This is a genomic window from Caballeronia novacaledonica (assembly GCF_900258035.1).
GTDB lineage: Bacteria > Pseudomonadota > Gammaproteobacteria > Burkholderiales > Burkholderiaceae > Caballeronia > Caballeronia novacaledonica.
On the sequence record NZ_OGTP01000004.1, the window covers coordinates 75,989 to 97,115 of the forward strand.

Here is a 21,127-nt window from a genome sequence, read left to right on the forward strand (position 1 = left end):
CGGTGAGAGATTCGAGCCCGGAACGGCTGCGATACGTGAATATGCCGTGTGTTTCAGCGTGTAGCTTGCTTTGTTCCGGGTTCTCGATGTAGAGGTTCGACGACGTAGAAACGCAATACTGGTCCCTTCCGCAGCGAGGCACGCGGCCCGCCCGATGCACTTGCGGTCGAACATTCCGCCGGTGCTCGTCATGCGCTCGCTTGACGGTCAGGTCCGCTCCGCGCCCGTGCCACGGGCAATCAGGAATTCGTCCAGTTGCTCGAACGTTTCGGGCATCGCTTCGTCCATTCCCTCGATGGCGACGTCGAGTGCTTCCTTCGACGGATAAAGCTCGTGCATCACCAGCAGCGTTTTGCCATCCTTTTCTTCGAAGGTCACCGTCGTGACTGCACCATTCTCGCTTTCCTCGTTGGTCCAGACGAGGCGGGCATTCGGCACCACTTCGAGATACCTGCCGAAGAACGCCATGGGCGACGTAGCCTTGGGATGCGCGAACTCCAGGCGATAGCCGCCGCCGACACGGACATCCTGTTCGCAGGAAAGCAGGGTTGCGCCGCTCGACTTCGGCACCCACCATTGTTTGAACAGCTCGGGCGTGGTCCACGCCTCGAAGACGAGCTGCGCCGGGGCGTCGAAGGTTCGCGTGATGACCATCTCGCGATCGGACTTCCGTTCCGACGTCGTGCGGTGGCTCGTGCGGGCAGGCTCATTCTCTCTTCTTGCGACCATCACGTTTCTCCTTGCGTTTGAGTTCCTCGATAACTGTGTCCAGCGCGTCGAAGCGCGCGGCCCACAGTTGGCGATAGTTCTCGATCCAGGCCGACTCTTCCTCGAGGCGGCGTGGGCCGAGCTTGCAAGTCCGCACGCGTCCCACTTTCTCCGTGGTGACGAGTTCCGCCTGCTCCAGTACGCCGATGTGCTTCCTCATGCCTGTCAGCGTCATGTGGAACCGCTCGGCGAGGTCCGTGACGGACGCGTCGGCGCGCATCAACTGCTCCAGCACGCCTCGTCGCGTGGGATCCGACAGCGCGGCGAACGAGGCGTCGAATCGAGCGGATTGTGAATAGTGAGCCATTTGGTTCAGTATTGCACGCGGATCGACTGTAGACAAGGGGAAGCTGCACTAGAAAGCAACTAATAGTCTGCCCGAGTAAAACCCTTCAACGGCTTCGCCGAAAAGCCTTCGCGCGCTCTGTTCATCAGGATCTTCCGCATCTGTCTTGGTATTTGCTGCCGTATGAATATCGGCGTACGCCGCCAGGAATGGAGGGTATTGGGAGCTCTTGAAACGCCACGCATGGCATGAGACCGATACTTCGGTCCACCCTGGATACAAGGCGTGCAACCGGATATCTTAGGCTCAGAAGTTCGATCGTGAGATTCGCGGCGCCAATCCTGTAGCCACTCGCAACAACATTGCTGCGACCATGATCGCTCCGGGAACGACATAGCCCGCATGTTGATGCGCGCGAGTGAAGAAGGAACCCGCAAAAATGATGGCGAGTATCCATACGCCGGTGCGATGCAGCCTCTTCCAGTTCGCAGGACCGACGAGACGCGCCGGCACGGCGAAAGACGTGAGGGCGAGAAGCAAAATCATCAGATAGCCGATCGAACCCGGTATGTTCGTCGCGGGCGTGCGCCCGGCCCAGAATGCCTCGGGCGCCGTCCTGACATAGACCACGAGCGCCACCGCGTGCAGAAGATGCGAAAACGCGAACGACAGTCCGATGTATCGCCGCTCTCCCGCCAATGCTCCGGTAATCGCCGACGGCCACAGTCTTGCCAGAGAACCGGCCATGAAGACCGCCAGAAATAAGACGAACGACGTGCGGGCCGTCGCGCGCACCGCATATTGCAGCGATTGCACCTGATCGGGCGCCAGTGCATAGGCTGCGGTCGCAAACAATGAAACGATTACGATAAGTACAACGAAAAGATTCCAGCGTGTCATGACCTTGATCCAGAAGACGTTGACTGGAGAGGGCGCCGCCAATGAAGCGGCCGCCCCGACGTCATGTTCAGTTGCTGCGCGGACCGAATCCCGAGTAAGAGCGCAACTGGCTGATCTGCGGCGCGGCGAGAAACCCCGACTTCACCAGCGGAAGTTCCGAAAGAAGCTGATTCAGACGGTCTTCGTCATCTGCTTCCGAAATCATGCAGGCGCCGCCTTCGGCGCGCAGCCATATCTGTCGAACCACGCCGGACGCGTACAGACGGCGCACATATTCGGCCTCCGCTTCGATGTCCTGTTTGCCAACGGACATGGAGGACGCGTTTTCTGAACGGGAAATCATCACGAGATATTGCATGTTGCGCTCCTGAAAGAAGCAATGCGCCTGGGTGCCTTGCTTCGTGCGAATGGCACCGAAACCCGGCGCCGGGGTAGCGAGGGCGACTCGCCGTGCATCGAAAATATGAAAAACATAGTAACACGGTGCTTTAGCTTTTCAAGCACGGTTTAGCACAAGTCTTTTTCGCACGGATGTTCGAGTCTGACGGAGAGCACGCATTTTCTCTTGACACTATGAAAAACATATCTACAATGCAGTCAGCTACAGGGTTCGTCTCAGGCTGAACGGTCAACTGGAAACGAGCCATGCCGAACGCACATTTCCGTGTGCAACCTTGCAAGGAGCGCAAATGAGCCAGATCGCCTATGACGCCCGGTCGACTGCACTACTCTTCGTCGATCCCTACAACGACTTCCTGTCCGAAGGCGGCAAGGTCTGGCCTTTCGTCGAAAACATCGCGAGGGAAGTCGGCTTGCTCGATAACCTTCGAACCATCAACCGCGCTGTACGCGATGCCGGTATTCAGGTCGTCTATGTCCCGCATCGCCGATGGCAGCCTGGCGACTATCGGTGCTGGTGTCATCCGAGCCCGAGCCAGCGCAAGATCATGGATGGTCATCACTTCGCAAAAGGCGAGTGGGGCGGCGAATGGCACCCCGACTTCGCGCCGCAAGACGGCGACATCGTCGCGCTCGAACACTGGGGTTCGAGCGGCTTTGCGAATACGGATCTCGATTTTCAACTGAAGCAGCATCGCGTGACGCACGTGGTGATCGTGGGTCTGCTCGCCAACACCTGCATCGAGGCCACGGGACGATATGCGATGGAACTCGGCTACCACGTCACGCTCGTGAAGGACGCGACCGCCGCGTTCCGGCGGGAAATGATGCATGCGGCGCACGAACTGAACGGGCCGACTTATGCGCACAGCATCGTCAGCACCGCCGAACTCGTCGAAGCCTTGCCGAAAGCCTGAGCGCACATCGATTCCCTCCTACTTCGCGACGACAACCATGATCTCCCCGCGTCAGGTCTTTCTGATGGCGCTGTGCTGCGCGCTGGCCGTCTCACCCATCTACTATCACCAGTCCCTGTTGCCGCAGATCGCGGCGGCGTTCGCGCTGCCATCGGCGCGCGGGAGTGTCATCGCCACGGTGACCCAGCTCGGTTATGCCATCGGATTGCTGTTGTTCGTGCCGCTGGCGGACGGCGTTCAGCCACGCACGCTCGCGACGCGGGCAGTCGTCGCGAATGCGGTGGCGTTGGTCGGTTGCGCGATCGCACCGTCATTCTTCGCGCTCGCGCTATGCAGCTTCCTGGTCGGCATGACGGCGATTTCCGCGCAGATCATCATTCCGGCCGTCTCGGGTGCGGCGGCGCCGGAGAAACGCGGTCGCATCGTCGGCTCGCTGCTCGGCGGGCTTTCCTCCGGCGTCCTGCTGGCGCGCACGTTGAGCGGCGTCGTCGGCGCGCTGCTGGGTTGGCGCTCGATTTTCGTGATCGCCGCCGTCATCGATCTCGCGCTCCTCGTTGTCGTGAGGGAATTGCCGATCGCGACGGGGCTTGTCACGATCCGCTATCGCGAGTTGATGCGCTCGCTCGGCCGGCTGGTCCGTGAAGAACGAATGCTGCGCGTCTCGGCGGCGATGGGCTTTCTCGTCTTCGCCGCCTTCAGCGCGCTCTGGGCGACGCTCGCCGCGCTGCTCGTGCGGCCGCCGTATCACTTCGGTCCTGCCGCGATCGGGGCGTTCGGACTCGTCGGCATCGTCGGTCTTTCGATCTCGGCGCAACTCGGCGCGATCGTCGACCGGATCGGCGCCCGCAAGATCGCCTTGGCTGGCGCGCTGACGGTCGCCGTGGCGTTCGCGTTCGTGGCGGCGGGCGGGCACGGCCTGGCGTGGCTCGTCGCCGGCATGGTGCTCCTGGACCTCGGCAATCGCGCGACGTTCATCGCCAACCAGGCCCGGATCTATGCGCTGCGTCCCGAAGCACGCAGCCGCCTCAACACCGTCTACATGGTTTCGTATTTCCTCGGCGGCGCGTTCGGGGCGGCGCTCGGCGGCGTGGGCGCGCTTCACGCCGCGTGGATCGGGCTCGCTGTCGTCGGCGTTTTGCTTTCGCTTGCGGCCGTGGCAGTTAATTCACTCGCTTACCGTCGATGGAATTCCGCTTTCGCGGGCGGACAGACGTAATGGGAAACGCGAGGCAACCGCGCCCCGCACGCCGATGGACGCATTCCGCAAAGGAGCAACCGATGACATTCAAGGCCCTACTCGCAACGAAGTCGCGCGATGCGATTTCGACTCACATCGTCGAGATGGATGAACGCGATCTCGCGCCCGGAGACGTGACGATCTCGGTCGAATACTCGAGCGTCAACTTCAAGGACGCACTGGCCATCAGCGGACGTGCGGAGATCATTCGCGCGTTTCCGTTGATCGCGGGCATCGACCTCGCGGGTACTGTCGAGGCGTCTGCGTTTCCGGGCATCGCAGCCGGCGACCGCGTGGTCGTCAACGGCTGGGATCTGAGCCAGACGCATCACGGCGGATTCGCGCAGAAGGCGCGCGTGAAGGGCGAATGGCTGGTCAAGCTCCCGGCGACGCTCTCCACGAGGGACGCCATGGCGATCGGCACGGCCGGATACACGGCCATGCTCGCCGTGCTGGCGCTCGAGCATGGCGGCCTCACGCCGGAGCGCGGCGACGTGCTCGTCACGGGCGCGAATGGCGGCGTGGGTTCCATCGCCATCGCGATTCTTTCCGGACTCGGCTATCGCGTGGTCGCGTCCACCGGACGGCAGGAGGAGGCCGACTATCTGCGCAGCCTCGGCGCGGCCGAAATCATCGACAGGCAAACGCTCTCGGAGCCGGGTGTCCCGATCGGCCCCGAACGATGGGCGGGAGCCGTGGATTCCGTCGGTCATCACACGTTGGCGAATGTGCTGGCCCAGACGCGATATCGCGGCGTGGTCGCGGCGTGCGGCCTGGCACAAGGGGCGAGCCTGCCCGGATCGGTGCTGCCTTTCATCCGGCGCAACGTCACGCTCGCGGGCATCGATTCCGTCAATGCTCCGCAGGACGTGCGTAACGAGGCGTGGACGCGGCTCGCGCGCGACCTCGATCTGAAAAAGCTGGCCCGTACGACGCACGAGGTCGGTCTCGCCGACGTTCCCGCCATTGCACATCGAATGCTGGAGGGTAGGATTCAGGGCCGCACGGTTGTCGACGTAAGCGCGTGACCGCGTTGTCGCGACGGCAGCCCGCACGGATCATTCAGCGCGGGCTTTCGCGGCCTTGTAGGTTTCGCGCCGCTTCTCGCGCTCATTGGCAAAAGTCTTGCTCAAGGCGGCGTCGAGATCGCCGCGCTCGACATATTCGCCGCACACCGGGCACAGATAGTCCAGTCCCACTTCGTGGCCGCATTTGCGATGCGTGAACCGTACCGCGACTTCTTCGCCTCGGCTCTTGCACCACGTTTCGCCCCATGTGCGCAGCGTCCGGATGACCGGATAGAATGCCCGCCCTTTCTCGGTGAGACGATACTCGTAGCGCAGCGGCTTCTTTTGATAAGGATGCCGCTCCACCATGCCGTCCGCTTCGAGCGATTTCAGGCGCGTTGCCAGCATCTGGGGCGTGGCCTCCGTCTGAATCTGTATTTCCTCGAACCTGGACGCACCCATGTACAGCTCGCGCAGGACCAGGATGGTCCACTTGTCACCGACGACATCGGTCGAACGCGCAACCGGGCACACCGTGGTCAACGACATTTCCTTGCGTTTCATTTCGCCTCCGCACTCACTTTTGTTTTCATAGTAGCACAGTTTTCCGACGTTCGCACGATTAACGAACGGTCGTCAATAAGCGTATAAAAATCCATTCGCGCATCACGGAATTCACGCCACACTTGCAACTATGATTTTCATATATATAATTCGCTTTTGAGGCATCTAGCACGACACGGCGCGAACGAGCCGCGCAGCCGCTGCCGGTTGCGACATGCCCCGCCCGAATCCGTCTTCTGGAGAACATCATGTCAGACACTGCCTATCGCGCCGAACACACCGGTCTGCTTCTGGTCGATCCGTACAACGATTTCCTGTCGCATGGCGGCAAGATCTTCCCGATGATCGAAGCCGTTGCCAATGACGTCCGGCTTCTCGACAATTTGCGCGCCGCCGTCGGCGCTGCGCGGAAAGCGGGCATTCAGGTTTTCTACGTGCCGCATCGTCGCTGGCAGCCGGGCGATTACGAAGACTGGGATCATCCGAATCCGACGCAGCGCATCGTGCAGAAGCGCCAGTCTTTCGCGAAGGGAACGTGGGGCGGCGAATGGCATCCCGATTTCGTTCCGCAGGAAAACGACATCGTCATTCACGAGCACTGGGCGCAAAGCGGCTTCGCAAACACCGATCTCGATTTCCAGCTCAAGCAGCACAAGATTTCGCATGTCATCACCGTTGGCCTGCTCGCGAACACGTGCATCGAATCCACTGCGCGATTCGCGATGGAACTCGGTTATCACGTGACGCTCGTGCGCGACGCGACCGCCGCGTTTTCGGCAGAAATGATGCGCGCGGCTCACGAACTGAACGGCCCGACGTTCGCGCATTCGATCGTCACGACGGCCGAGTTGCTGGCCGCGCTGCCGGCATAAGGGGCGTCGCACGATGAAACTCACTGGAAATCTGCTTATCGGGGCACAGGAAGTCTCCGCGACGCGCGGCACGCTGATGGCGCTCAATCCCGCGATCGACGCGCACATTCCGCCTGAGTTCGCGCTTGGTGGCGTCGAAGAAGTGGATCGCGCGGCGCGTCTCGCCGACGAAGCCTTCGATAGCTATAACCACACGACCCTGGCCGAGCGCGCGAGCTTCCTCGAACGCATCGCGGATGGCCTCGACGCCGTGGCGTCTGAACTTGCACAGCGGGCGTCGCTGGAAACGGGCTTGCCGGTCGCACAACTCGAAGGTGAAACCGGCAAGGCTGCGATGCAGTTCCGCCAGTTCGCGACGGTCGTGCGGCAGGGACGCTTTCGGCAAGCGACCGTCGATCCCGCTCAGCCCGAACGGCAGCCGCGCCCGCGCATGGATCACCGCATGCAGAAAATCGCCATTGGACCGATTGCGATCTTCGGTGCCAGCAATTTCCCGATCTCCTATTCGGTCGCGGGCGGCGACACGGCTTCCGCGCTGGCGGCCGGCTGCCCGGTCATTCTGAAAGCGCACAACGCGCATCCGGGCGCTTCCGAAGTCCAGGCGCGCGTCATTCGTGAAGCGGTTGCCGCATCGGGGTTTCATGAGGGTGTGTTCTCGTTGGTCCGCGGTGGCGGGAACGAAGTGGGCGAGGCGCTCGTCGATCATCCGCTGATAAGAGGCGTCGCCTTTACCGGATCGGAGGCGGGGGGCATGGCGCTGTACCGTCGCGCGCAGCTTCGTCCCGAGCCGATTCCCGTCTTCACGGAAATGACCAGCGTGAATCCGACCTTCGTCTTGCCGGATGCGCTCGCGAATCGCGGTCGGGAGATCGGTGACGGCTTCGCCGAGCGCATGCTCGTCACGGTCGGCCAGGCGTGCCTCAAGCCGGCGATTCTGCTGGCCATCGACGGCGCGGGATTCGAGGTGCTCAAGGACGCCATGATCGCGCGCGTCGAGGCCATGCACGCGCGCACGATGCTGACGCCCGGGATCTTTCAGGCATACCGGAAGAATGTCGAGCGCCAGCTTTCGGCGGGTGCGGCCGAGATCGCTGCAGGAGGAAAGGGCGACGGCCCCTGGGACGGCCAATCGGTCCTTTTCGAAGTCGATGGCGCGGCCATGCTGGAAGAGCCTTCGCTTGCAGAGGAAGTATTCGGCCCTGCCGCGCTGCTGGTCCGTGTCGCCGATGCCGGGCAGTTGATCGCGCTGGCGAAACGCTTCCGGGGCCAGCTTTCGGCGACGATGCATATCGATTCGCGCGACCGCGTGCTGGCTTCGAGTCTGCTGCCTGTTCTGGAGCGATTGACGGGACGTATCGTCGTCAATGCGTTCGCGCATCCGCAAGAGGTGTCGTATGCGTCGATTCACGGCGGCCCGTTTCCCGCAACATCCGACAGTCGATTCACGTCGGTGGGGATGAGCGCGATCGAACGTTTCCTGCGGCCGGTCTGCTATCAAGGCTTCCCCGACGAACTGCTGCCCGAGGCGCTTCGGAGTGGCAATCCGCTGGGAATCTGGCGGCTGACGGATGGCGAGTTGTCGCGTGCCTAGATGGCTGCGCGCATGCGGACAAGAACGCGGCGTGAGCGGCAGGTGTCAGGCGGAAGGGCGTCAGGCGACGCCCTTCGTGCGGCTTCGACGATCGCCCTCAGCATTTCGCCGGTGAGCTTTTCTCCTCCGCATGCTTGTGCAACTCCGGCGGAGTGGCCGTGCCGCCGTGCTGTTCGAGGTACTTGCACGCGTCGACGATGTCACGCGCAAGCGTCATGGCGACGTTGTGGTTGATGTGAGGCCTCACCACCACGCGCAGGCTTCTCACGTCCTGCGCATCGGAAGGCATGGTGTAGGCGGACAGAACCCAACCCTTTTCGCGCACCTTGTTGGACACGTCGAATTCGTTGAACCTGGTTACCTTCGGATCGAGCGTCACGGCGACCACCGGAATGCGCTGTGTCTCGTTCATGATCGTGAAGTAGCCACTGTCGACGAGTGCAGTGCGCAACGCGACGGCATTCTTGAGCGTATGCGTCATGACTCGCTTGTAGCCATCGAAGCCGAGACGCAGGAACTGGTAGTACTGAACCGCGACGGGCGCGGCGTTACGGCTGAAGTTCAACGTCGCGGTCGGCATCTCGCCGCCGAGATAGTTCACGTAGAAGATCAGATCTTCGTTGAAGATCTTGCGCTCGCGGAAGACGACCCAACCGAGTCCCGGCGGCGTCAGTCCGAACTTGTGGCCCGATGCGTTGATCGACTGCACGCGCGGCAGCCGGAAGTCCCAGGCATAGTCGGGATAAAGAAACGGATTGACGAAACCGCCCGATGCGCCGTCGATATGCATCGGTATCGAAATGCCCGTTTTCTTTTCGTAGTCGTCGAGCCAGTCGTGTATCTCCTGAATGTCGTCGTCCTCGCCCGTGAAGGTCTGGCCCGCGATCGCCACCACGGCGATCGTGTTTTCATCGACATAACTGTCCAGTTGCTCGGCGGTGAGACGATAGTTTCCCGGTTTGAGCGGCACGATGCGCGGCTCGACGTCGAAGTAGCGCAGGAACTTCTTCCACACGATTTGAACGTTGCCGCCCGTGACCATGTTCGGGCGGCTCGCGTCTTTGCCGGCATTCTCCCGCGCCTTTCGCCAGTTCCACTTGTGGGCGAGTCCCGCCAGCATGCATGCTTCCGACGAGCCGATCGTGGCCGCGCCATAGGGTTCGACGCCCTTCGGCCCATTCCAGAGCTGATGCAGCCACCGCACCATGCGCCGCTCCATCGCGAAGAGCTGAGGGTACATGTCGTGGTCGATGTAGTTCTTGTACATGTTGCGCTTGGCGACTTCGACCGCCTCGGGTTCGGAGAAAGTCGTGACGAACGAGGACATGTTGAGCATCGGGTTGGTGTCGGTCCATTCGTCGCTTACCACGAGCGCTGCCGCGGCCCGGGCGGAGATGCCCTGCTGCGGGAACTCGTCTTCGGGAATGTCGAAGTTGAATTCGTCATACGGCGTGATCTTCTCGATCGGTACGTCCTTCGGCTCGCTCATCGCTCTCTCCTGAATCGAAGTCAACGCAATCCTCGACGTGGCGTCTGGATTCTGTCGAGGGTCTTGCCGGACGCCGCGTCGTAGCGTTCGACTTACTCGGCCATCAGTTGCGGATCTCCGCGTCGATTACGTGTAGTCGCTTGCACGCCTTCGATTCACCGGGAGCCGGAATTAAAGCCAATCAATACACCATTTTGGTGATGTCGGCGTGCGGGAGGGTGAAGAATCTCCGTATGCGAATGATGCGGTGTTTCGGCGCTCGCGGCCCCATTTGCGCGTCGAAACCGTGCGGATATGACTGGCGGGAGTTTTGCGCCGTCGGTGCGCATGCCGCCGACGCCCTCGCGATTCAACTTCGCTCGATCAGGCAAAAAGCCGTTGAATCTCGGCGTACGAGAGTGGGTTGTCGTCGAGCGATTCGGAGCGCCCGTGCGCCAGAAAGTCCTGCGTCATGGCCTTCGCTCTGCCGAGCAAGACCTGCGAAATGGCGCTGCCCGCACTGAGCCGGCGCACGCCGAGTTTCCCGAGCGTCGCCGCATCGGGCAGGCCGGGGAACGCCATCACGTTCAGCGGCAAGCGCGTCGCGCCGACGATCGCTTCGATATCCGACAGCCGCACGAGCGCGGGGAGAAAGAGACCATCCGCGCCGGCCGATGCATACAGATTCCCGCGCGCTATCGCCTCTTGCGGCTGCTTCACCTTCTCGACGAGACTCGCAAGAAAGACGTCGCTGCGCGCGTTGACGAAGAGGTCCGCGCCGGCCTTCGCGACGGCATCCTTGATCGCCTCGATCTTCGCGGCCAGAAGCGGCGCGTCGTCCGTGCGCTTCGACTCTGGTCACGACGCCGTCTGATTCACAATCTAGCGATCCGCGACGGAAAGGAAAAAGACCTTCTGGGCTGGGAAGTATGCCTTGGCCTAAGGCCGAGACGCTCCGTTGGCTTCATCGAGCGGGAGCGGAGGGACAAGCGCGCGGCCTTCGCGTGACATGGCGCGCCTCGCAAGAGGCTGGAGCTTCGACAATAGGAACCCGCATGAGCCGAAAAAGAATCTCGATCCGCCTGGCGTGGTCGATGACGTTGGGCGCATCGATATGGGCCATCGCCGGCGTCGCGTTCGCTGACGACGACGCGGACACGCGCGCCATGGACCTTCACGAAACGGTAGTCAAAGTGCCGATGACCGAGCACGGACTGTTCGGCGATCACGAACGCGACATCGTCGCGACCACCTACATGCCCGACGGCTCCGGACCTTTTCCGTTGATCGTCCTGAGCCACGGCAGTCCACCCGATGCGAGGGATCGCCCGAAGATCGGCCGCTATCGTGCGTTGCCGCAAATCCGGACATTCGTTGAACTCGGCTTCGCGGTCATCGTGCCGATTCGTCGAGGCTTCGGTGTAACGGGCGGAACTTACGAGGAACAATTCGGTACGTGCAGGAATCCTGATTATATTGCCGCCGGAAAGGAGGCGGCAAAGGATGTGCTCGCAGCCATCGCCTACGCCGCAACGTTGCCGCAGGTCGATCGGGATCACGTCGTGCTGGTTGGTCAGTCGGCAGGCGGATTCGCGTCGCTGGCCGCGGCGAGCTATGCACCGAAGGGGCTGGTCGCGGTCGTGAACTTCTCGGGCGGTCGCGGCGGGGACCCGTCGAAACATCCGGGCATACCTTGCGGCCCGCAGCAGATGGCCGACGCGATCCAACATTTCGCATCGACGACAAAAGTCCCGGTCCTTTGGCACTATGTTCAGAACGATCTGTACTTCGCGCCGCAGATCGTGGCGACGTGGTTTGCCGCGTTTCAGGCGGCAGGCGGTCAGGGACAGATGATCGTCGAACCGCCTTTTGGAAGAAATGGACACGGGATGTTTGGCGTCAGCGATTCCATTCCCGTCTGGTTGCCGCACGTCGAGCGCTTTCTCGCTCCGCTGGTGCCGATGAAGCAGTGACAGCGTTGAACGCGTCGCTCGTCCGGGCAAGGCTCGGCGAGCAAGGGCGGCTTGGTGTAGGCTACTCTGCGATTCACGTTTGCTTCGTTTCATACCATTCCAGTTGCCCTGCGCTCTGGCTTAGGAGATTACGATGCCCGATTCGCCTGTTTTGATCGTGGGTGCCGGACCCACCGGCCTGACGCTCGCGCTCACGTTGCAGCGGCACGGAATCGAAGCCCGTGTCATCGACAAACTCGAACGTCCCGCCGACTTGTCCAAGGCGCTCGCCGTGTGGCCTGCGAGTCTCGAAGTACTGGCCTCGCTCGGCATGCACGACGCATTCAGCCAGTCCGCGACCCCGCTACGCTCCGTGACGTTCGGCGATGGCGCCAAAAGGCTTGCACGCGTCGACATGGGCGAAGGAATAGACAGCGCCTATCCCCAGCCGATTCTCCTGCCGCAGTCGAAAACCGAACACATTCTCCATGAGCAGTACGTGGCATCGGGCGGTCGAGTCGAGCGCGGCGTCGAGCTCGTGTCGCTTGATGAAGACGGCGACGCCGTGACCGTCACGCTGCGCGATGCGCATGGGCACGAGGAAACGACGCGTGTCGCGTGGCTTGTCGGCGCCGATGGCGCGCGTAGCACGGTGCGCCACGCACTGGGGATCGAATTCGAAGGCTACACCGAGCCGGCGCTCTTTCTGCTGGGCGACGTGCACATCGATGGCGGCGATCTGGACCGGCATAGCATTCACATCTGGTGGCACAACGGCGGGACCGTCGCGCTCTTTCCGTTCGAGCATGACGTATGGCGCATCATCGTCGAACGCGAGGGCTCGCCGCAAACTGCTGGCGACGATTCGTCCGCCGATACGCCCGCGACGCTCGAAGAGCTGCAACAGGCGATGGACCGTCACGGGCCGCCGGGCACGCGGCTCTCGCAACCGGCGTGGCTATCGTCGTTTCGCACCAACGAACGCCTTGCCGTGCGTTATCGCGGCGCACGCGTGTTTCTCGCCGGCGACGCCGCGCATATCCACACGCCCGCCGGCGGGCAGGGCATGAACACCGGCATTCAGGACGCGTTCAACCTCGGATGGAAACTCGCCTATGTGCTTCAAAATCGCGGCGACGCGCAGACGTTGCTGGACAGCTACGAGGCCGAGCGTCGTCCCGTCGGTATTCAGGTTATCGATCATGCGTCGCGGCTGATGCATATGGGCATGTCCCGCAGCGCGCTGGTCCGATTCGTTCGCGATCTGGCCGTGACCGTGCTCGACCATATGCCCGCGCTGCAAATGCGTCTGCGCACGGAGATGTCCGAGACCGACATCACTTATCGAACCGGACCATTGCTCGCGCTCGCCGGCGACTCGCGGCATTTCGCGCGTGGACTGCCCGGCACGCGCGCCCGCGACGTTCACTGGACGGATGCCGCCGACGGCACCGCTCGCACGCTGTGGCCGTCGTTGAGCCCGGCGCTTCATACGCTCGTCACGTTCGGCGAGGCCGACGACATCGCCGCACGGGCCGCGCCCCATACCGACGCCGTGCAGATCGTCAGGCTTCCGGGAACAGGAGAGCACGCCGAGCGCTACGGATTCGAGGCGCCGGGCTTCGTGCTGATTCGTCCAGACCAAGTAGTCGCTCTGCGGGGCAGCGCGCAGGACGGATTCATACTCGACCGTTATCTCGAGCGCGTCGTTCGCATGGGCAGCGCGCCCGCCGCGTAGTGAGCGTCGCAAGCATGTGAAGTGTCACAACGAAGATGTGATATGGAATCCGAACGAATCGAATGAGATTGCGCGAACTGATCGAGGCTTCAAAGCATCGGCATATGCAGATGATGCGGATCGGCCATCATATCCGCCACACGCCTTAGCGCTTCGCGGCAATCCTCCCGATCCTGAGGCCCGCCGAGACACAACCGCAGCGCATTCGGCGGATTGCCATCCGTGGAAAATGCGGCCCCGGCCACCGCGCCGATGCCTTGATTCCGCAACTGAAGCGCCAGTTCCGGCGCACTCCAGTCGCTCATCGAGGGCACGGGCAGCCAGAGATGAAACCCTTGCGGGTCCGCGTCGAATGCGAGGCCTCGAAGCTCGGCCGACGCGATGATCTGTCTTGCCGCCGCTTCATCGCGAATGGAGTCGAGCACGTCGGCGGCGGTGCCGTCGTTGATCCATTGCGTCGCGAGCAGCACGGTGAACGGACTGGGCATGACCGTCGTCGCACGCAATGCGCCCGCGATGCGCTGAGTCTGCCGCGAAGTCGGCGCCTTCAGATACGCGACACGCAGTCCCGCGCCCAGCGTCTTCGATAAGCCGGTCACGTGATACGTCAGTTCGGGCGCGAGTTCCGCGAGCGTGGCGGGCGCGTCGAAAGGCAACATCCCGTAAGGCTCATCCTCGATGATCGGCACGTTGTAACGCAGGGCCACATCCGCAAGCGCCTCGCGCCGCTGCCGCGTCAGAGTCAACGTGCTGGGATTCTGCAAGGTCGGATTGCAATAGAATCCACCGGGCTTCTCCGTTCGGCACAATGCTTCGAACGCATGCGGCAGCGGCCCTTCATCGTCGCGAGGCAAAGCCTGCAAGCGCACGCCCAGTTGCGACGCGATCGCCTTGATCCCCGGATACGCGAGCGAATCCAGACAAATCATTTCGCCCGGCCGCGCAAGCTGCGAAACAAGCGCGACGAGTGCGCCGTGAATACCCGGACAGACGAGCACGGTTTCGACATCGCAATCCGGAATGCGTGCCTTGAGCCACTCGCGCCCCGCCGCGCGATCCGCCGCCGTGCCGCCGAAATCCTGATAGCGCAGCAACTGAAACGGGTCGGCACGCTCCATCAGACGCGCCGCCGATGCACGCAGACGCGCCGCGAGCGCGGGCGGCTCGGGCGGCATGTTCATCGACATCTCGACGCTGCTGCCGCCCGCGAGCGGCAGCGTCTGCGTTCTGCCGCGCACGAACGTGCCGCTGCCCGCGCGGGAATCGAGCAGGCCGCGTTTGCGCGCTTCCGCATAGGCACGCGCGACGGTGGTGTAGTTCAGCCCGAGCAGATCGGCGAGATCGCGCAGGCCGGGCAGACGGTCTCTCGGACGAAGCCGGCCGCTCGCGAGATCTTCCTCGATCAGATCGGGAATCGTCAGATACGCGGGCTTCCTGCTGTCTTCGAGCTTTCTGATCCAGTGATGCGCGAGCTGATTCATGACCGCGATGCCTCCGCAAGGGTTCGGCTGAACTTAGCATGACAAATCAATCGAACGAAAAAGAGATTGCATGTCGTGATCGCACTTGATTGCATTGATCGCATCGATGCACGGCTTCGGTGTGCCTCGCACCACGCACACGCTTTTCTGCGCTGAAATCGTGCGCGAGCCGCGCAGGCGCGATCGGGCGGCGTGCGGCGAATGCCCGCCGATCATGGCTTCCGCAAATTGTTTTCGGTTCGCGCATGCAAGTTCGTTTTGCTTGATTGCAAAGTGATTGCATTTCGCGGGCCAATCATTGGCATATCCGTTGCGTTTGAGCGTTCGCCGTCGCGATGAATGCGGTCGGCAACGACGGCTCGTTCGCGCACCCACACATCGGAGAATGCCATGCCCGCAGTCAATCAACCGCTTCACAAGAACGGCGACTTTCTGGTCGACTACGAAGAGAAAGTCTTCGAGGACGTGAAGGCCGAACCCGGCGAAAAGGCGCTCGTCACCTTCCATACGGTTGCGTTCGAAGGGTCGATCGGCTTCGTGAATCTGTTGCAGGCCACGCGCCTGCAACGCAAGGGCTTCGATACGTCGGTGCTGCTTTACGGTCCCGGCGTCACGCTCGGCCTGCAACGCGGCTTCCCGACGCTCGGCGACGAAGCCTTCCCCGGTCATCTCAACTTCAACAAGCAACTCCAGAAGTTCATGGCGGAAGGCGGCAAGGTGTACGCGTGCCGTTTCGCGTTGCAGGCCTTGTACGGACACGGCGAGGCCTCGCTGATCGAAGGAATTCGTCCGATCAACCCGCTCGACGTGCTCGATCTCCAGTTGCTCCATCGCAAGGAGAACGCGCTCGTCATCCACACCTGGACCGTGTGACGATCATGTCCGATGCTCTTGCCGGAAAGCGCATCGTGCGCGCCGCCGCCGTGCAGATCACGCCGGACTTCGAGCGCCCCGGCGGCACGCTCGACCGCGTCTGCACGGCCATCGACGAGGCCGCCGCGCAGGGCGTGCGGCTCATCGTGTTCCCCGAAACCTTCGTGCCGTATTACCCGTATTTCTCGTTCGTGCGCGCGCCGGTGGCATCGGGCGCGGATCACATGAAGCTCTACGAGGAAGCGGTCGTCGTGCCGGGGCCGGTCACGCAGGCAGTGGCCGAACACGCGCGGCTCGCGAACATGGTCGTCGTGCTCGGCGTGAACGAACGTGACCACGGCAGCCTCTACAACACGCAACTCGTCTTCGATACCGACGGCAAGCTGCTGCTCAAGCGCCGCAAGATCACGCCGACGTTTCACGAACGCATGATCTGGGGACAAGGCGACGCAGCGGGCCTGAAGGTCGTCGAAACGGGCGTGGGGCGCGTCGGTGCGCTGGCGTGCTGGGAACACTACAACCCGCTCGCGCGCTATGCGCTGATGACGCAGCACGAAGAGATCCATTGCAGCCAGTTCCCCGGCTCGCTGGTCGGTCCGATCTTCGCGGAGCAGATCGAAGTGACGATCCGCCATCACGCGCTGGAATCGGGCTGCTTCGTCGTCAACGCGACCGGCTGGCTGACCGATGCGCAGATCGAAGCCGTCACGCCCGATCCGAACCTGCAGCGTGCGTTGCGCGGCGGCTGCAATACGGCGATCGTCTCGCCCGAGGGCCAGCATCTCGCCGAGCCCTTGCGCGAAGGCGAGGGCATGGTGATCGCCGATCTCGACATGGCGCTCATCACGAAGCGCAAACGCATGATGGACTCGGTCGGTCATTACGCACGGCCCGAGTTGCTGAGCCTCGCGATCAACGATCGCCCGGCATCGCCCGTGACTTCCTTCAAGGACATTGAAAACGATGAGCGCCCGAGAGAACCTGCCGGCATCGACCCGGCAACTGATGACTGAGCTTCAGTCGAGCGGCCTGCGGCTCGTCGATCCGCGCGCGGGCGTGTCGAGCCGGCGTGGCGGCGCGGGGCCGTCGGATCACAAGGCGGTGACCGTCGATGGCGTGACCATCATGGTGCCCGTGCATACGAGCACCGCGTGGGCGTCGCCGTTCGTCGCCGGGCAGCCCGATGCGAACGGCAACAGCGCGCTCATGCGCAACACGATTCCGATCGCGAGCATCCGCTTTCCGAAGACGCCGCGCTTCTATGCGATGCAGACACTCGACGGCGTGCCGTACTCGCACATCGCCACGCTGCACAGCGCCGACGTGCTCGCGACGACGGTGCTGCAAAGCTGCATCCGCTACGAAAGCCGCCGCAAGTCGTGCAAGTTCTGCGCAATCGGCCAGTCGCTCGCGGCGGGCCGCACGATCGCGCGCAAGACGCCGGAGCAACTCGCGGAGGTGGCGCGCGCCGCCGTGCTGCTCGACGGCGTGAAGCACATGGTGCTCACGACCGGCACGCCGCCGACGCCCGATCGCGGCGCGCGGATTCTCTGCGAAAGCGCGTTCGCGATCAAGGCGGCCGTGAACTTGCCGATCCAGGCGCAATGCGAACCGCCCGACGACGACCGCTGGTTCGAGCGCATGAAGGCGAGCGGCATCGACACGCTCGGCATGCATCTCGAAGCGGTGACGCCGGCCGTGCGCGAACGGATCATGCCGGGCAAGGCGACGGTGCCGGTTTCGCGCTACATGGAAGCCTTCGAAGCGGCAGTCGCCGTGTTCGGGCGCGGACAGGTGAGCACGTACATCCTCGCGGGGCTGGGCGACGGCGCGCAGGCCATCGTCGATATGGCGCGCGAACTGATCGCGCTCGGCGTCTATCCGTTCGTCGTGCCGTTCGTGCCGATCAGCGGCACGCCGCTCGAAGATCATCCCGCGCCCGCGCCCGAATTCATGCGCTCGGTGCTGGCGCCGATCGGCGCGATGCTCGCGGACGCCGGCATGCGCTCCGCCGACATCAAGGCAGGCTGCGGCAAATGCGGCGCGTGCTCGTCGCTTTCTTCGTACGAGGTGTGACCATGTTCGTCGAAGCCATCGAAGGCGATGCATTCGATCTCGCCTACACGCCGGTCGAATTTCGCGTGAAGTGGGCGACGCTGCCCTGGGAAGCGGAAGAAGCGTACAAACTGCGCCGCGCGGTGTTCTGTATCGAGCAGGGCGTGTTCGTCGGCGATGACCGCGACGAAATCGACGAGCGGGCGCAACTGCTGGTCGCGCTGAGCTGCGTCGCGGGCATTCCGGAGCAGGTGGTCGGCACGGTGCGCATCCACGAAACGGAGCCGGGCGTGTGGCTCGGCTCGCGGCTCGCGGTGCACGCGGCATTCCGTTCGCACAGCAAGATCGGATCGACGCTGATCCGGCTCGCGGTGTCGAGCGCGCATGCGCTCGGATGCGAGACCTTTCTGGCGCACGTGCAGGCGCAGAACGTGCCGCTTTTCAGGCGCCTGCGCTGGGACACGCGGCAGGAAGAGACGCTCTTCGGCCGCGCGCATCATCTGATGCGCGCGCAGCTCGACGCGTATCCGCCGTGCCTGACGCCGCAAAGCGGATTCGTCGCGTTGGCGCGGAGGATGTCGTGAGCGCGCTGAGCGGCCTCGTCGAGCGTTTGCGCGAAAGTCGCGGCTTTCGTCACAAGCGCGACATTTCGGACGTGCTGTCCCGGCTGCCCGCGAGCGCGCAGGCCGTGCCGATCGGCGACGACTGCGCCGCGATCGCCGATGGCGACGGCTATCTGCTCTTCGCGATCGAAGGTCTGGTGAGCGACTTCGTGCGCACGATGCCGTGGTTCGCCGGCTACAGCGGCGTGATGGTGAACGTGAGCGACATCTACGCGATGGGCGGCCGTCCGCTCGCCGTCGTCGATGCGCTGTGGAGCGGCGACGCGCAAGCGGCAGCCGACGTGCTCGCGGGCATGGCGGCGGCCTCGGCGGCGTATGGCGTGCCGATCGTCGGCGGACACAGCAACGTGCGCAGCGAAGGCGCGCAGCTCGCGGTGGCGATCGTCGGGCGGGCGCGCACGCTCCTGACGAGCTTCGACGCGCGCCCCGGCGACGCGCTCGTGATGGCCGTCGATCTGCGTGGACGTTTCGAGGATCCGTATCCGTTCTGGAATGCATCGGTCAGCGCGCCCGCAGGCCGCGCCCGTGGCGATTTCGAACTGCTGCCCGCGATGGCCGAAGACGGCCTGTGCGATGCCGCGAAGGACATCAGCATGGCGGGCGCGCTCGGCACCGCGCTGATGCTGCTCGAATGCTCGAAGGTGGGCGCACGCATCGATCTCGATGCCTTACCGCGCCCTGAGGACGTCGATTTCGAGCGCTGGCTGACCGCGTTTCCGAGCTTCGGATTCGTGCTGTCCGTGCGTCCCGAACATGTCGGCGCGGTGCTCGCGCGCTTTGCCTCGCGCGAACTTGCGAGCGCGGTGATCGGCGAAGTGAATGCGTCGCGTGAAGTCGTCGTGACGCGTGGGAATGACACCGCGTTGCTGTGGAGCCTGCGCGAGGAGCCGTTCATATGTGCGCGATGAGCAGGCTGCGGATCGCGTTGCTGACGCACTCCGTGAATCCGCGCGGCGGCGTCGTGCATGCGCTCGAACTCGGGCGCGCGCTGCACGAACTCGGTCACGATGTCACGGTGTTCGCGCCGGCGCGCGAGGGTGAAGCGATGTTCCGCGCGTCGCCGTGCCGCGTCGTGCTCGCTCGCGTGGACGGTGAAACGCGAGGCGTGGCCGGCATGGTCGAGCAACGCATCGGCGCACTGAAACGCGTGCTGTTGCGGGAGGACGCGAGTCGCTTCGACGTGCTCCACGCGCAAGACAGCATCGGCGGAAACGCGCTCGCGGAGTTGAAGGAGAAAGGCGCGATTCGCGGCTTCGTGCGCACGGTTCACCATCTCGATCATTTCGACGATGTCAGGCTCGCGCACTGGCAACGGCGCGCGTGGCAGGACGCCGATGAAGTGCTGTGCGTGAGCGAAACCTGGACGCGGACGATGCGCGCATCGTATGGCGTGACGGCGCAAACCGTCGCGAACGGCATCGACCGGGCGCGCTACGGCGCATCCGCCGATGGCGACACTGAAACGCTGCGCGCACGCTTCGGCATCGGCTCGGGGCCGGTCGTGCTGGCGGTCGGCGGCATCGAGGAACGCAAGAACACGGCGATGCTGCTCGAAGCCTTCGCGTCGCTGCGCGCGTGGCGGCCTTCCGCGCAACTGCTGCTCGCGGGCGGCGCGAGCCTGCTCGATCACGACGCCTACATGCGCGGCTTTCTCGATCGCGCAGCCAAGTTGAAACTCGACGTGGGAAATCGCGGCACGCCGGTCATCGTGACCGGCGCGCTTCCGGATGCATCGATGCCGGCGCTCTTTCGTATCGCGGATGTCGTCTCGATGATCTCGCTACGGGAAGGCTTCGGTCTCGTCGTGCTCGAAGCGCTCGCGAGCGGGCGTCCGATCGTGGTGTCGCGAATCGCGCCCTTCACCGAATATCTCGACGATCGAACCTGCACGTTCACCGATCCGCACGATGCCGCCGCGATCGCCGCCGCGCTCGTCGAGGCGATCGACGGCGCGAGCAGCATCGACTTCCTTCATGCCGTGCCCGCTCTGCTGCGACGCTTCACCTGGCAAGCCAGCGCTTTGCGTCATCTCGACATCTACAGTAAGTGGCTCGCGCAATCTCAACCTGCAACCGGAACTCAGCCATGCCAGTCATGCATTTCCTGATTCGTTGGCCGGACGGCGTGGAGGCGAACTGCTATTCGCCTTCGACCGTGGTCGGCGAGTATTTCGCGGCCGGCGAAAGTTATTCCGTCGGCGATTTCGTCGCGCGTTCGCGCGAGGCGCTGAACATCGGCTCGGAGCGCGTGCGCGAGAAATATGGCTTCGCGTGCTCGGCGGCGCTCGATCAGCTTGCGCGCATCGAAGAGGATGCGGGCCGATTCAGCGATGCGCACGACGCACGCGTGACCGTGCTCGCGCTCGCTTGAATCAGTCGTCGATTTGAAGGAGGGGA

At 63.4% G+C, this 21,127-nt stretch carries 22 protein-coding genes and 1 pseudogene; 15 read left to right on the top strand and 8 right to left on the bottom strand.

The window, feature by feature from the left end; all coding sequences use genetic code 11:
- Positions 1-207: 207 nt before the first annotated feature.
- Both NOV72_RS08340 and NOV72_RS08345 read right to left on the bottom strand, forming a co-directional pair.
- The gene (locus tag NOV72_RS08340) at positions 208-729 is read right to left on the bottom strand and encodes an SRPBCC family protein (RefSeq protein ID WP_106854127.1); all 522 of its coding nucleotides are present in this window, start codon (positions 727-729) and stop codon (positions 208-210) included.
- Complete coding sequence (locus NOV72_RS08345; RefSeq protein WP_245932947.1) at positions 707-1,111, bottom strand: ArsR/SmtB family transcription factor; 405 nt, start codon at positions 1,109-1,111, stop codon at positions 707-709. The genes NOV72_RS08340 and NOV72_RS08345 overlap by 23 nt, the downstream gene beginning before the upstream one ends.
- A gap of 83 nt (positions 1,112-1,194) precedes the next feature.
- Between NOV72_RS08345 and NOV72_RS32630 the strand changes: the two are divergent.
- Positions 1,195-1,358, top strand: a pseudogene (locus NOV72_RS32630) (fatty acid desaturase); the annotation flags it as partial.
- Positions 1,359-1,360: 2 nt separating this feature from the next.
- Here NOV72_RS32630 and NOV72_RS08355 read toward each other — a convergent pair.
- Both NOV72_RS08355 and NOV72_RS08360 read right to left on the bottom strand, forming a co-directional pair.
- Positions 1,361-1,954: a hypothetical protein gene (locus tag NOV72_RS08355; RefSeq protein ID WP_106854129.1), complete on the bottom strand. Its 594-nt coding sequence runs from the start codon at positions 1,952-1,954 to the stop codon at positions 1,361-1,363.
- A 67-nt stretch (positions 1,955-2,021) separates the two neighbouring features.
- The gene (locus tag NOV72_RS08360) at positions 2,022-2,312 is read right to left on the bottom strand and encodes a muconolactone Delta-isomerase family protein (protein WP_106854130.1); all 291 of its coding nucleotides are present in this window, start codon (positions 2,310-2,312) and stop codon (positions 2,022-2,024) included.
- 331 nt (positions 2,313-2,643) lie between these two features.
- Here NOV72_RS08360 and NOV72_RS08365 point away from each other — a divergent pair, with 331 nt between their 5' ends.
- The 3 genes from NOV72_RS08365 (at position 2,644) to acuI (ending at position 5,535) form a co-directional block, all read left to right on the top strand.
- On the top strand, positions 2,644-3,270 hold the full coding sequence (locus NOV72_RS08365; RefSeq protein WP_106854131.1) for a cysteine hydrolase family protein: 627 nt from the start codon (positions 2,644-2,646) through the stop codon (positions 3,268-3,270).
- Between the two features lie 37 nt (positions 3,271-3,307).
- Complete coding sequence (locus NOV72_RS08370; RefSeq protein WP_106854132.1) at positions 3,308-4,486, top strand: MFS transporter; 1,179 nt, start codon at positions 3,308-3,310, stop codon at positions 4,484-4,486.
- Positions 4,487-4,548: 62 nt separating this feature from the next.
- A complete protein-coding gene (gene acuI, locus NOV72_RS08375; protein WP_106854358.1) occupies positions 4,549-5,535 on the top strand; it encodes an acrylyl-CoA reductase (NADPH) in 987 nt (328 codons plus the stop codon).
- A 30-nt stretch (positions 5,536-5,565) separates the two neighbouring features.
- Here acuI and NOV72_RS08380 read toward each other — a convergent pair whose 3' ends face one another.
- Positions 5,566-6,078: a winged helix-turn-helix transcriptional regulator gene (locus NOV72_RS08380; RefSeq protein WP_106854133.1), complete on the bottom strand. Its 513-nt coding sequence runs from the start codon at positions 6,076-6,078 to the stop codon at positions 5,566-5,568.
- Positions 6,079-6,326: 248 nt separating this feature from the next.
- On the opposite strand from NOV72_RS08380, the gene NOV72_RS08385 reads away from it, so the two are divergent.
- Positions 6,327-6,950, top strand: a complete 624-nt coding sequence (locus NOV72_RS08385) for a cysteine hydrolase family protein (RefSeq protein WP_106854134.1) — start codon at positions 6,327-6,329, stop codon at positions 6,948-6,950.
- A gap of 13 nt (positions 6,951-6,963) precedes the next feature.
- On the top strand, positions 6,964-8,541 hold the full coding sequence (locus NOV72_RS08390; protein ID WP_106854135.1) for an aldehyde dehydrogenase (NADP(+)): 1,578 nt from the start codon (positions 6,964-6,966) through the stop codon (positions 8,539-8,541).
- A 97-nt stretch (positions 8,542-8,638) separates the two neighbouring features.
- Here NOV72_RS08390 and gad read toward each other — a convergent pair whose 3' ends face one another.
- Entirely contained in the window at positions 8,639-10,030 is a 1,392-nt protein-coding gene (gad, locus tag NOV72_RS08395) for a glutamate decarboxylase (protein ID WP_106854136.1), read from the bottom strand.
- A gap of 363 nt (positions 10,031-10,393) precedes the next feature.
- On the bottom strand, positions 10,394-10,834 hold the full coding sequence (locus tag NOV72_RS08400; protein ID WP_425428721.1) for an isocitrate lyase/phosphoenolpyruvate mutase family protein: 441 nt from the start codon (positions 10,832-10,834) through the stop codon (positions 10,394-10,396).
- A gap of 269 nt (positions 10,835-11,103) precedes the next feature.
- Between NOV72_RS08400 and NOV72_RS08405 the strand changes: the two genes are divergently transcribed.
- Together NOV72_RS08405 and NOV72_RS08410 are read left to right on the top strand one after the other, a co-directional pair.
- On the top strand, positions 11,104-11,982 hold the full coding sequence (locus tag NOV72_RS08405) for an alpha/beta hydrolase family protein (RefSeq protein ID WP_181290921.1): 879 nt from the start codon (positions 11,104-11,106) through the stop codon (positions 11,980-11,982).
- Positions 11,983-12,115: 133 nt separating this feature from the next.
- Entirely contained in the window at positions 12,116-13,699 is a 1,584-nt protein-coding gene (locus tag NOV72_RS08410; RefSeq protein WP_106854138.1) for an FAD-dependent monooxygenase, read from the top strand.
- Positions 13,700-13,788: 89 nt separating this feature from the next.
- Here the strand turns inward: NOV72_RS08410 and NOV72_RS08415 are convergent, their stop codons facing one another.
- Complete coding sequence (locus tag NOV72_RS08415; RefSeq protein WP_106854139.1) at positions 13,789-15,180, bottom strand: aminotransferase-like domain-containing protein; 1,392 nt, start codon at positions 15,178-15,180, stop codon at positions 13,789-13,791.
- Between the two features lie 390 nt (positions 15,181-15,570).
- Between NOV72_RS08415 and NOV72_RS08425 the strand changes: the two genes are divergently transcribed.
- Genes NOV72_RS08425 through NOV72_RS08455 form a run of 7 tightly spaced genes read left to right on the top strand, consistent with a single transcriptional unit; the run spans position 15,571 to position 21,101 of the window.
- Positions 15,571-16,053: an MSMEG_0572/Sll0783 family nitrogen starvation response protein gene (locus NOV72_RS08425; RefSeq protein ID WP_061119141.1), complete on the top strand. Its 483-nt coding sequence runs from the start codon at positions 15,571-15,573 to the stop codon at positions 16,051-16,053.
- A 5-nt stretch (positions 16,054-16,058) separates the two neighbouring features.
- A complete protein-coding gene (locus NOV72_RS08430; RefSeq protein ID WP_106854359.1) occupies positions 16,059-17,066 on the top strand; it encodes a Nit6803 family nitrilase in 1,008 nt (335 codons plus the stop codon).
- Positions 17,059-18,129, top strand: a complete 1,071-nt coding sequence (locus NOV72_RS08435; protein WP_106854141.1) for an MSMEG_0568 family radical SAM protein — start codon at positions 17,059-17,061, stop codon at positions 18,127-18,129. The genes NOV72_RS08430 and NOV72_RS08435 overlap by 8 nt, the downstream gene beginning before the upstream one ends.
- Before the next feature lie 2 nt (positions 18,130-18,131).
- A complete protein-coding gene (locus tag NOV72_RS08440; protein WP_106854142.1) occupies positions 18,132-18,692 on the top strand; it encodes an MSMEG_0567/Sll0786 family nitrogen starvation N-acetyltransferase in 561 nt (186 codons plus the stop codon).
- Positions 18,689-19,639 (top strand): sll0787 family AIR synthase-like protein, encoded by a 951-nt coding sequence (locus tag NOV72_RS08445; protein ID WP_106854143.1) that lies wholly within the window; start codon positions 18,689-18,691, stop codon positions 19,637-19,639. The genes NOV72_RS08440 and NOV72_RS08445 overlap by 4 nt, the downstream gene beginning before the upstream one ends.
- On the top strand, positions 19,627-20,838 hold the full coding sequence (locus NOV72_RS08450; protein ID WP_106854144.1) for an MSMEG_0565 family glycosyltransferase: 1,212 nt from the start codon (positions 19,627-19,629) through the stop codon (positions 20,836-20,838). Before NOV72_RS08445 ends, NOV72_RS08450 begins: the two co-directional genes overlap by 13 nt.
- A complete protein-coding gene (locus NOV72_RS08455; protein ID WP_106854145.1) occupies positions 20,817-21,101 on the top strand; it encodes an MSMEG_0570 family nitrogen starvation response protein in 285 nt (94 codons plus the stop codon). The genes NOV72_RS08450 and NOV72_RS08455 overlap by 22 nt, the downstream gene beginning before the upstream one ends.
- Positions 21,102-21,127 lie beyond the last annotated feature (26 nt).